General features: G+C 33.8%; 16 protein-coding genes and 1 riboswitch. Of the genes, 6 read left to right on the top strand and 10 right to left on the bottom strand.

Features of this window, described 5'->3' with window-relative positions; genetic code table 11:
* From FS802_RS05860 to FS802_RS05880, 5 genes are all read right to left on the bottom strand, one after another.
* Entirely contained in the window at positions 1–342 is a 342-nt protein-coding gene (locus tag FS802_RS05860) for a DUF485 domain-containing protein (protein WP_098130868.1), read from the bottom strand.
* A 247-nt stretch (positions 343–589) separates the two neighbouring features.
* Positions 590–1,219, bottom strand: a complete 630-nt coding sequence (locus FS802_RS05865) for a sterol desaturase family protein (RefSeq protein WP_098093036.1) — start codon at positions 1,217–1,219, stop codon at positions 590–592.
* Positions 1,220–1,301: 82 nt separating this feature from the next.
* Positions 1,302–1,595, bottom strand: a complete 294-nt coding sequence (locus FS802_RS05870; protein WP_064476567.1) for a hypothetical protein — start codon at positions 1,593–1,595, stop codon at positions 1,302–1,304.
* Between the two features lie 19 nt (positions 1,596–1,614).
* Complete coding sequence (locus FS802_RS05875) at positions 1,615–2,247, bottom strand: LysE family transporter (protein WP_098093034.1); 633 nt, start codon at positions 2,245–2,247, stop codon at positions 1,615–1,617.
* A gap of 138 nt (positions 2,248–2,385) precedes the next feature.
* The gene (locus FS802_RS05880) at positions 2,386–3,114 is read right to left on the bottom strand and encodes a YqcI/YcgG family protein (RefSeq protein WP_098653830.1); all 729 of its coding nucleotides are present in this window, start codon (positions 3,112–3,114) and stop codon (positions 2,386–2,388) included.
* Between the two features lie 266 nt (positions 3,115–3,380).
* On the opposite strand from FS802_RS05880, the gene cspB reads away from it, so the two are divergent.
* Positions 3,381–3,578: a cold shock-like protein CspB gene (gene cspB, locus FS802_RS05885; RefSeq protein WP_001161731.1), complete on the top strand. Its 198-nt coding sequence runs from the start codon at positions 3,381–3,383 to the stop codon at positions 3,576–3,578.
* 119 nt (positions 3,579–3,697) lie between these two features.
* Positions 3,698–3,946 carry a DUF2564 family protein gene (locus tag FS802_RS05890; protein ID WP_000534395.1) on the top strand — a complete coding sequence of 83 codons (249 nt, stop codon included), beginning with the start codon at positions 3,698–3,700 and terminating at the stop codon, positions 3,944–3,946.
* Positions 3,947–3,979: 33 nt separating this feature from the next.
* On the opposite strand, the gene FS802_RS05895 is transcribed toward FS802_RS05890, so the two are convergent.
* The 3 genes from FS802_RS05895 to FS802_RS05905 all read right to left on the bottom strand — a co-directional run bounded on the left by FS802_RS05895 (position 3,980) and on the right by FS802_RS05905 (position 5,465).
* On the bottom strand, positions 3,980–4,156 hold the full coding sequence (locus tag FS802_RS05895) for a zinc-finger domain-containing protein (RefSeq protein WP_000358801.1): 177 nt from the start codon (positions 4,154–4,156) through the stop codon (positions 3,980–3,982).
* A gap of 12 nt (positions 4,157–4,168) precedes the next feature.
* Complete coding sequence (locus FS802_RS05900) at positions 4,169–4,828, bottom strand: ribonuclease H family protein (protein ID WP_000875563.1); 660 nt, start codon at positions 4,826–4,828, stop codon at positions 4,169–4,171.
* Positions 4,829–4,976: 148 nt separating this feature from the next.
* Entirely contained in the window at positions 4,977–5,465 is a 489-nt protein-coding gene (locus tag FS802_RS05905; RefSeq protein WP_001026468.1) for a QueT transporter family protein, read from the bottom strand.
* Positions 5,466–5,471: 6 nt separating this feature from the next.
* Positions 5,472–5,516, bottom strand: a riboswitch (PreQ1 riboswitch).
* Between the two features lie 132 nt (positions 5,517–5,648).
* Between FS802_RS05905 and FS802_RS05910 the strand changes: the two genes are divergently transcribed.
* The 3 genes from FS802_RS05910 (at position 5,649) to FS802_RS05920 (ending at position 7,897) form a co-directional block, all read left to right on the top strand.
* Positions 5,649–6,521 carry an aldose 1-epimerase family protein gene (locus FS802_RS05910; RefSeq protein WP_098653831.1) on the top strand — a complete coding sequence of 291 codons (873 nt, stop codon included), beginning with the start codon at positions 5,649–5,651 and terminating at the stop codon, positions 6,519–6,521.
* A 70-nt stretch (positions 6,522–6,591) separates the two neighbouring features.
* Positions 6,592–6,978 carry a reverse transcriptase-like protein gene (locus tag FS802_RS05915; RefSeq protein WP_048543450.1) on the top strand — a complete coding sequence of 129 codons (387 nt, stop codon included), beginning with the start codon at positions 6,592–6,594 and terminating at the stop codon, positions 6,976–6,978.
* Positions 6,979–6,991: 13 nt separating this feature from the next.
* Positions 6,992–7,897, top strand: a complete 906-nt coding sequence (locus tag FS802_RS05920) for a DMT family transporter (protein ID WP_048561299.1) — start codon at positions 6,992–6,994, stop codon at positions 7,895–7,897.
* Positions 7,898–7,899: 2 nt separating this feature from the next.
* On the opposite strand, the gene FS802_RS05925 is transcribed toward FS802_RS05920, so the two are convergent.
* Positions 7,900–8,160, bottom strand: coding sequence for a DUF6123 family protein (locus FS802_RS05925; protein WP_001195212.1), 261 nt, complete (start codon positions 8,158–8,160; stop codon positions 7,900–7,902).
* Between the two features lie 182 nt (positions 8,161–8,342).
* Here FS802_RS05925 and FS802_RS05930 point away from each other — a divergent pair, with 182 nt between their 5' ends.
* The gene (locus FS802_RS05930; RefSeq protein WP_098823030.1) at positions 8,343–8,903 is read left to right on the top strand and encodes a cysteine hydrolase family protein; all 561 of its coding nucleotides are present in this window, start codon (positions 8,343–8,345) and stop codon (positions 8,901–8,903) included.
* A gap of 34 nt (positions 8,904–8,937) precedes the next feature.
* On the opposite strand, the gene FS802_RS05935 is transcribed toward FS802_RS05930, so the two are convergent.
* Positions 8,938–9,798 (bottom strand): GNAT family N-acetyltransferase, encoded by an 861-nt coding sequence (locus FS802_RS05935; protein WP_098823029.1) that lies wholly within the window; start codon positions 9,796–9,798, stop codon positions 8,938–8,940.
* Positions 9,799–9,887: the final 89 nt, after the last annotated feature.

A 9,887-nucleotide genomic window follows, 5' to 3' on the forward strand; every position in this document is an offset into this window, starting at 1 on the left:
TCAGCCCCTCCCTTTTTGCATATCTTGTAGAATTTTTTGCGAGATTTCATCAAAGGATTCTGCTTTTTTGCTATAAATCATACATAATGACCACGTCATTATAAATTGCGCAAATGCAAACACCCATGCCCACGTAACATCCCCAAATGCTGGTGTATTGAGCACCTTTGAATACGATGTTAAAATAGGTAATGCAATAAAAAAGCTTAAAAAGAAAATACTCATCGGAACGATAAACTTCTTTTTCTTATTTAATAGCAATTGAAATTCTTCTGACTGAACAACCTCTGTATAATTCACTTCATTTTGTAACTTACGTGCTGACGTATCATCTCGTTTCATTCTCCGATCCCCTCTCTTACTAGAAATACAATTCCCCCTTGTATACCTAAAGACTAAATTTTATAAATATTCAGAAACTTATTTCCATTTTAGACAATCCATACATTCCTGCAAAGATTTTTCGATAGACATTTTTCGGCATTTTCCCCTAAGTTTTTAATATACTTTTTCAACATAAAATTTACGTACTTCAATCTCATACCAGTTAAGATTTGATGCCCATTAAAACAGAATAAAAAAGTAGTGCTTATCGCACTACTTCTGTCTTTTTCTCTTTTTCTAAATTACGAGCTGTTTCGCTTAATTCAACGTCTTTCCCATCTTTAAGCGTTCCAAATATGAAATCGAATACTGGATTTGAAACACCAAACCAAAACTTTTCATTTTTATAATGGTGTAATATGTGCTGTTTTTTTAGCCATCTTCCAAACTTAGTGAACGGACGAATCGGCTTATGTGCAATATAATGTTTCCATTCATAAACGAGAAGCATGATAATCATTCCAATTCCGAATGAAAGTGTAATAGTAACACTTTTTGTTATACCATATGCTATAAGTAAATATATAGTAAAGCTAGGTATACTAAACCATACAGGCAAAAACAATAGTTTTAAATCATCTGGATATACGTGATGATCATAATGTAATCTTCTTAACATTTTTAATAAAAATACGTTTTTAGGTGGTTTTAAATGAAATAAAAACCGATGTGTCATATATTCGTTAAGCGTATAAAAAACAATCCCAAACAAACACGCGAACATACCGATCCATGTGAAAAATTGCATTTTTAAAATAATGATGAAAATAAATAAAATACTATACATAATAACGATATCATGTTGTAAAAAGAACTCTTTCCCCACTCTCTTCATCTTCCTTCTCCCTTTTCCAAAAAAACAGCCGCAACATATCGTTACGACTATTTCTTTTATTTTTTATTTTATTCTATTCACTTTACAAATTTGCCTGTTGCTCTATTGTCGAGAAAAAATTGTTCGATCCAAATATATTTTGCTTTGGAATAATATGTTCCACCGCAAACACTGTTACTTCTCCTCTTTGTACCTCTCCAATAATGAGCCCAAATATTTCATGATTTACCGCAAACGTCGGTTGCTTTGTTTGTAGTAATCTTGCTGCAGTATGAAATACCGCTTCATATAGTGGATTCCTATCAGTAATTTCTTTTCGGATTTTTGGTGCTAACGTAATAATAATTTCTTTTCCGTCAATAGTGGTTCGATACATAAAAATCTCCCCTTCAATCTTATGTGAACAACTGTAAAGCTTTGTATGCAAAATGGATAGAATATCCTACTAAAATAATACCGGCTCCGGCTGTTATATAGCCAAGTGCTTTTTGCTTTAATAAAGTTCTGCCAAAATGGACAGAAAAAGCAATATTTAAATTCCATAAAATAATACCAACGATAATACAAAGACTGTACAAAAAGGCTTCTTGTTTCGTTACCTTCGTAAGCAATGAGCTAAGTGTACTTCCGTATATACCAAACCAAAAAACAAGATTTAATGGATTGGATATCGCAATTAAAAAACCTGCCATAAACGATTGTTTAAGACCACCTACCTCTTCCTTTTTATATTCCATATTCGTGTGGGAAATTCCTTGTTTTACACTTTGAAATCCTAAATAAAATAATAAGAAAAATCCTGCGCAATACATAAAAGCTTGTACATATGTATACATAAACACAGAGGATAAACCGAAATAAATGAGAAGCATAAACAAAATATCTGCAGTCATTCCACCAATTCCAACAACCCACGCATGCCAAAAACCTCTTTCAATTCCTCGTTTTAACATTTCAATGTTGATCGGACCTACTGGCGCAGCTAATGAAATACCTAATACAATTTGTTGTATAATCGCTCCAAACATCGCTCTATCCTTTCTACTTCCTTTACTATTAAGTAATGATGTAATGATTAAAAATAGACTAGCTTACATCAAAATATTTACTACTAAAATACCCTTTTTTATCCAAAATATGCAAAAGAGCCATCTGGATGATGGCTCTTACTTTTCTAACTTATGAAGAAAAGGACATTTTCCTTTTATCGGCTCTACATCGTCTCCTATGAAGTATTGTTTCCATTCACGATGATCTGGATCACCATAATGACTAATGTTAGGGTGTTTCGGCAGCTGATCCCACTTTTCAACTCGATCTCGGACCGTTTGTCTTGAATATGCTCCTTTAGGACGATTCCCTTCTAATCCATCAAAGATGGTGCGTGGTTGAAATCCAATAACGAGAGAATTTCCTAAATGCCTAGTTTTTCGTTGTTTATAAGCTGGCGCATTTCCAAATGCGAATATCGGTTCACCACCAAATGAAAATTCCCATAAGTAATGGTCTGGGTCTTCAGGAATTTGCTTCGGCCATGTTTGGTCATCGTTTTCATGTAAATATTGTAGTACTTTCCAAAAGTAATCACGATAATATTCCAGTGATTGTTCCTCACATTCCGGTTCCACAAAAAGAAAGAATCCTCTTCTTACAATTGGGCGCTCTTTCATTAACTCTAAAAAAGATAACATTGTATGTGGCAAATGGCTCCAATCATTATGAGAGAGAAATGAATAACGAAGTTCATTCTTTTTCAAAGCTGTTAAGCCGAAATAACACGGGAAAGTTGGTTCTAGCACGACACTCGAAAAATTTTGAAATTCTTTTGTAACCCAATCCGGTATGTCAGTTCTCGTTCTCATTCCTTCATTATCTAATAAATAAGACTCATTCATTCTTTCTTTCACCTCATTATGTATAGCATTCAATTAAGAATATTACATACTCGGCCTGTCCTATACCTATTTAAAAATTCGGCTGGAAAATTATTTAAAAATACAAAAAAATAAAATCGCTTACTTGACTAATTTCTACCAATTCGTGTATATTTAAATTAATCATTTAGCAGAATATTCAAGATTATAGCATTTTTAGTTTATATTATCTTTCAAATGAATTTCACTAAATGAAAAAAGCAAATGTTTTTAGGAGGAATTGTAACATGCAAGGAAAAGTAAAATGGTTTAACAACGAAAAAGGTTTTGGATTTATCGAAATGGAAGGCGCTGACGATGTATTCGTACATTTCTCTGCTATTCAAGGTGACGGCTACAAAGCTTTAGAAGAAGGTCAAGAAGTATCTTTCGATATCACTGAAGGAAACCGCGGACCTCAAGCTGCTAACGTAGTAAAACTTTAATCCAACATATAACAGGAGGTTACCTTACTTGGTAACCTCCTTTGTTATTCCTTTGTATATTTCCGTTTTACAGAGCAAAAACTATGTGAAATGCGCAATATACAAAGGAGGAAGTAATAATGGGATCAGAAGTAAATGATTTTGAAGAAGTGAAATTCCGTGTAGAAACAGCACAAAAAATGGTAGGATCAGCGACAATTTCAATGGATCCAGATACATTAGAGCATGCGACTACTGCTGTAGAAGCCGCTCGCTCTCAGCTTGAAATTATGAAATCTGTTGCGACAGATTTAGATGAGCCATTTTTAATGAATGAGGAAAAGAAATTAAGTAAATGCGAGCATCAACTAAACGAAGCAAGACACTAAAAAACATCCAGAGAATTTTCTCTGGATGTTTTTTCATGATAACTGTTCTCCATACTTTTTCAATGTTTCTCCAACTGTACATTGTCGTATACAAAATGAATGAGCGTAATACTTACTATTTGTCTTTCGATTATGTTCTCGCAAGAAACACCCTTCACAATACGTTTCTAATAAGTCATTTACCTCTGTAATGAGTTGCTTTTTATCCACCTTTGCACCTCTCTATTCGGTTATTTCTTTATGACTATCAATGACTGTTCCTTCTAATGCTTGCGTAGCTAATTGATGCGCTTCTTTATTTTGTTTTCTAGATATCGGCTCACATACAAGTTTTAATTTCATTTGCTTCGCTTTTTGTTCAATTTGATCTAAGTAATGATTTAAATGCTCATCATAACAAGGCCATTCTCCAGCCAATTGCTGCAGTACAACTTGAGAATCGCCGCGAAGTGTAACTGCTTCATACTTAATTCCGAATTCCTCGAGTATATTCATGCCATGTAGTAATGATGCATATTCCGCTTCATTATTATCATATATACCTTCTATATATGCATTACGGCGAATTCGGTATTTTGTATTTCCTTTTTTATAGTATACACATATACCTACTCCAGCTTCTTTCGTCTGTACATCATAACCGCCATCAAAATAAACGAGTATTTCTTGGGGCTCTTCCTCCACTTGTTTACTCAACTTTTTCATTTCCTTTAATGACCATTCTGCATCCATTTCATCATAAAATGATAGTTCTTTCACTCTTCCTGTTTTCTCGAAATCCTCTGCAAATTGCAATACATCTTCTATGTTCATATAATCTGTCGTTAATTCCGTCTGCAATCCGGTCTTTGTTTTATACAACCAATGAATTTTATATTTCATACTAGATTCCCCTTATATAAGACTTCTTATATGTAGTCAGCTAATGAAAGCCTCACTTTATTTTATTATATTGTATCAAGAGTCACAGCATTATATTCAATATGATTACATACAAAAAGAGCTATCCCTATAGGAATAGCTCTTTCATCTATTGCATAAATCTTTCAAATTGTACTCGTTTATTAATCCAGTACATTACAGGCATACCAATTGCCATGACAACAAATTCACCGATTGCACATGTTAACCAAGTCAACATAAATGGTAAATCAAATGCAAGATGAAGCTCAATTGCAATCATAAACATTGTAATTGTAAAAATAACTGTATTAAAAATCATACGAGCCCAAACACCTTTAATAAATCGCATAGAAATAATCGTTGCAACTAATGCAAGAATAGATTGCCCCACTCCAAATACTAAATCGTAAGCGATCATTGGTGAGAAAAAGAGATTTGTTAAAAATACACCTAATACAATTCCGTAAATTGCTTTCTTATTAAATACAACAAGATGATTAAACATCTCTGAAATACGAAACTGTACATTCGTAAAGCCAAATGGCTGAATAAGCATAGAAACAGCAATATATAATGCCGCTAAAATACCATTACCGACTAATGTTCTAATATTCATGACAAAATCTCCTTAGTTTTTTTACGTGGGATGGTTTCGAACCACGTTATTCGTTTTTTAAGCAACAAGATTATATTCTACGCAATACACACTCTTTCGTCAATAGATTCCTATCATTAACTACCTTTTTTCTTTTGGACAACGTATAATAAAACATATGAAAGATTTAGGAGGTTTCACTTCATGACAGCAACAATTCAAAATGAAAAAGTAATCGTTTCCATTTCTGACAAAGGTGCAGAATTACAAAGCGTTCGCTTAAAAGAAGATAACACTGAATACTTATGGCAAGGCGATTCTACTTATTGGGGGCGTCGCTCACCAATTTTATTTCCAATTGTCGGCCGATTAGTAGATAATACATACTACGTAGATGGTAAACCATATTCTTTAACACAGCACGGCTTTGCTCGTGATCTTACATTCTCTGTAAAAGAACAAAGTGAAACGAAAATCACTTATGTTGTAACTAGTAATGAAGAAACATTAAAAAAATACCCATACGAATTCGAATTACTCGTTTCTTATGAGCTAGACGAACAAATCGTTCATGTAACATATGAAGTAAATAACCCTACTTCAAAAGAGATGTTCTTCTCAATCGGAGCACATCCTGGTTTCAACTTCCCATTATTAGAGGGCGAATCATTTACAGATTATCATTTATCATTTAATGGTTCTGAACGCTTAGAAACAAGCGTATTAGAAGGACCTTACCTTTCAAGTAAAAAGCAATTAATCGCTGAAAATACGAATGAATTACCACTTACATACGATTTATTCAAAAATGATGCGCTTATTTTTGAAAATATGAATACGGATGAAATCTCTATTCGTTCTCATAAACATAATAAATTTGTAAAAGTAGAATTTGACGGGTTCCCATTTGTTGGCGTATGGACACCAGGCGAGAACGCACCTTTCTTATGTATTGAACCTTGGTACGGGATTGCTGATGAAGTAAATCCAGCAAAAGATTTCAAGGCAAAAAAAGGAATTCAATCTTTACAAGCGAATGAAACATTTACATGTCGCTATAGTATTACAATCGGCTAAGTTACTCTTTCCCCTACTTCAAAGAAACATATAAGTAGGGGATCATCTTATAATTTGGAGGTTTCTCATTTTGATTGAAGTATATATTGACGGTGCATCAAAAGGAAATCCTGGTCCTTCTGGTGCAGGAGTGTTTATTAAAGGGGTGCAACCAGCTGTACAATTATCATTACCCCTTGGGACAATGTCCAATCATGAAGCAGAATACCACGCTTTACTTGTAGCATTAAAATATTGCACGGAGCATAATTATAACATTGTCTCTTTTCGTACAGATTCGCAACTTGTCGAGCGAGCTGTCGAAAAAGAATACGCAAAAAACAAAATGTTTGCACCACTATTAGAGGAAGCATTACAGTACATAAAAAGTTTCGATCTCTTTTTTATTAAGTGGATTCCAAGTAGTCAAAATAAAGTTGCTGATGAATTAGCTAGAAAAGCTATCTTACAAAATTAACGGGGGTATGAGTGTGAAAAAAGATTGGATTGCTCCTCTTGCGTTATTATTTGTCTCTTTTATTTGGGGAGCTACGTTTGTTGTCGTTCAAAATGCAATGTCTTTCGTTGGTCCATTTACTTTTAATGGTATTCGCTTTTTATTCGCTGGAATTATTTTATTATTCGTTCAAATGATTTTCTCAAAAAAAGCTTCAAAACAAGATATAAAACAGAGTAGTCTCGCTGGATTAATCGTTGGATTCTTTTTATGCGTTGGCTATGTATTACAAACATTCGGCTTACTTTATACAACTTCTTCAAAAGCTGGTTTCTTAACAGGTCTTAGTATCGTTATGGTACCAATTTTGTCTTTTATCTTTTTAAAACAAAAAGCTACCATTTTTATCGTAATGGGCATTGCTGTAGCAACAGCAGGTTTATACTTATTAACTGCTGGTGATTCTTTTCAATTAAACATTGGAGATATACTCGTTCTCGGTTGTGCAGTTGCTTTCGCTGCCCATATTCTTGTTAACGGCTTCTTCTCTAAGAAAATATCACCTTTATTGTTAAGCACGTCGCAAGTATTAGCTGTCGGTATGTTTTCTTCTATTTGCGCTTTTTTGTTTGAAGATTGGGAAAAATTATTTTCAGTGGAACTATGGACGAATTCTTCCTTTTTATTCGCTCTATTTCTAACTTCCCTATTTGCGACATCCATTGCTTTTTTTATTCAAACATCAGCACAAAAACATACGTCTCCAACGAGAGTAGCAATCATTTTCGCAATGGAGCCCGTTTTTGCTGCCTTAACAGGCGTTCTCGTTGCAAACGAACAACTTTCTGTTTCCGCTATTATCGGATGCCTATGTATTTTCCTAGGCATGGTTTTTGTTGAATTACCTTCCAAAACAAAAAAAGAAGCGCAGGCTGCATGAAGTTACGCTTGTAACTTCCGCATAAAAGCCTTAGCGCTTTTTTTATCTGTAATTTCTTCTTCTTTCAATCGTTCTAATAACGCAACAAAATAACTTCCATCAAACTGTAATTGATGTTTAATTGTCGCTTCTATTGCTGCGTTCACAATTCCATCAGATGCACCAGTATATCCTTGTCCGAACATAATAAATCCTTGTGCTTCCTCTGATAATTTAAATCCTTTCGTATGTAAGAATGAAAGATAATCTTCTACTGTTTGCATGTTATTCCCACCTACTCAAAAATTCTCCATCTCCTATCATACATGTTTTTACACGCTATGAGAATGAAATTTCTTTGACAACTTTGTAAATCTATCGTCTACTGCATAGACAATAGAGGATTTCCTTGTAATATGAATGAATATGTATAGTGGAACTTATTTCATATTAAAGGGGAGACACGATGAAACAAGCACTATTAATTATCGATGCGCAGCAAGAATTAATGGATGGAAATGAACAAGAAAAGGAAGTTTTTCATAAAACCGAGTTATTATCTACACTAAATACAGCCGTACAGAAAGCGATAGATGCAAATGCCCTTATTGTTTTCGTAAGAGATATCGATGTTGCTTCTGGTAGTGGAGAAGGATTTGAAGTACATAATGAAATTAAAGTACCTCAGTCTGCAATCCTTATTAATAAAGCAGCAACAAACTCATTCTATGGCACTTCTCTACTTGAACTTTTAAAAGAAGAAAAAATTAATCATATCGTTATCGGTGGATGTAAAACAGAACATTGCATCGACACCGCAGTTAGAACAGCTACTGTACAAGGATTTGATGTTACATTAATTAAAAACGGTCATTCCACAACTGATTCTAACGTATTATCTGCAGAGCAAATTATTGGTCATCATAATAAAACTCTACATGGACATTATAACGTTGATCATTTTTCAATGGTTAGAGATGTCGAGGCAGACCTTTTTCAACCAACTCACGACCAATATCGTGACTAATAAAAAAGAATCCTTCATTCAGAAGGATTCTTTTTTATCCAAAAATTTGCGCTGCAATACTATACAGATCATTACTCGTTTTTAATAATTCATCGCTATTTTTCATCATAATTGGTGGTGTATTAACCTTTTGAAAACCAGTAATCTCTAATTCTTTCATGAAACCTCTCTTTCCTTCTGGTACATCAATTCTTAATTTACCATGATGCTGCCTTGCTAAATCATGTACAATCCTCATTGCCATCGCATCATTTTTCGCGACGACTGGTCCTATTATTTTATTTTCTGATGTTTGTATACTTAAACCGTAACCTAATACATTTTGTTTGTTATCCTTTACAACGATGCACTGTTCACTTTGTATAATTCTTTTCGTTAAAAATGCTTTTCTATTTGTTCCAAACGCATTTTCATCTAATTTTATTATTTCTTCTAAATCACACTCTTCATACTTCATCATATAATCTTCATTTCCTACACAATAATCATTCACATTGTACGAGTTACATATGTATTTAGAAACATAGCTTACTGCCCTAAATCCTAGTTTTTCATATAACGGCTTTCCTTCATCCGTAGCAATAAGCATAATTGAGGTTTGAGCCGATACGCTCTTAATACATGCATTCGTTATCACCTTTCCAATCCCACTTCTCTTATAATTCGGATGTACAATGACCATTCCGATAGACGCTAATTTCTCCCCATATAATATAATTGCCGCGCTAGCAATAAGTTCCTTTCTCTTATTCCACACACCGTATATAATACCTGAATCAAAAATAGTCTCAATTTCTTCTTTATTATAATCCCACCCAATATAAGAAGATAATGCTACAATATCGCCTATTTGTTCTTCCCTAAGACGCTCCACCTTAATTTCCAATTCAAGCATACTTCATCCCCTTATCTAGACATTTAAATCCTTATTATCAAATCAACTTGTACATGTTTCACTTTATCTGTCACACACATATCCTATTT

The organism is Bacillus sp. DE0042 (assembly GCF_007680225.1).
Classification (GTDB): domain Bacteria; phylum Bacillota; class Bacilli; order Bacillales; family Bacillaceae_G; genus Bacillus_A; species Bacillus_A wiedmannii.

Excerpts from the sequence above, each read along its gene's own strand:
- FS802_RS05860 (WP_098130868.1), bottom strand. The coding sequence starts at position 342 with ATGAAACGAGATGATACGTCAGCACGTAAGTTACAAAATGAAGTGAAT.
- FS802_RS05865 (WP_098093036.1), bottom strand. The coding sequence starts at position 1,219 with ATGAAGAGAGTGGGGAAAGAGTTCTTTTTACAACATGATATCGTTATT.
- FS802_RS05870 (WP_064476567.1), bottom strand. The coding sequence starts at position 1,595 with ATGTATCGAACCACTATTGACGGAAAAGAAATTATTATTACGTTAGCA.
- FS802_RS05875 (WP_098093034.1), bottom strand. The coding sequence starts at position 2,247 with ATGTTTGGAGCGATTATACAACAAATTGTATTAGGTATTTCATTAGCT.
- FS802_RS05880 (WP_098653830.1), bottom strand. The coding sequence starts at position 3,114 with ATGAATGAGTCTTATTTATTAGATAATGAAGGAATGAGAACGAGAACT.
- cspB (WP_001161731.1), top strand. The coding sequence starts at position 3,381 with ATGCAAGGAAAAGTAAAATGGTTTAACAACGAAAAAGGTTTTGGATTT.
- FS802_RS05890 (WP_000534395.1), top strand. The coding sequence starts at position 3,698 with ATGGGATCAGAAGTAAATGATTTTGAAGAAGTGAAATTCCGTGTAGAA.
- FS802_RS05900 (WP_000875563.1), bottom strand. The coding sequence starts at position 4,828 with ATGAAATATAAAATTCATTGGTTGTATAAAACAAAGACCGGATTGCAG.
- FS802_RS05905 (WP_001026468.1), bottom strand. The coding sequence starts at position 5,465 with ATGAATATTAGAACATTAGTCGGTAATGGTATTTTAGCGGCATTATAT.
- FS802_RS05910 (WP_098653831.1), top strand. The coding sequence starts at position 5,649 with ATGACAGCAACAATTCAAAATGAAAAAGTAATCGTTTCCATTTCTGAC.
- FS802_RS05925 (WP_001195212.1), bottom strand. The coding sequence starts at position 8,160 with ATGCAAACAGTAGAAGATTATCTTTCATTCTTACATACGAAAGGATTT.
- FS802_RS05930 (WP_098823030.1), top strand. The coding sequence starts at position 8,343 with ATGAAACAAGCACTATTAATTATCGATGCGCAGCAAGAATTAATGGAT.
- FS802_RS05935 (WP_098823029.1), bottom strand. The coding sequence starts at position 9,798 with ATGCTTGAATTGGAAATTAAGGTGGAGCGTCTTAGGGAAGAACAAATA.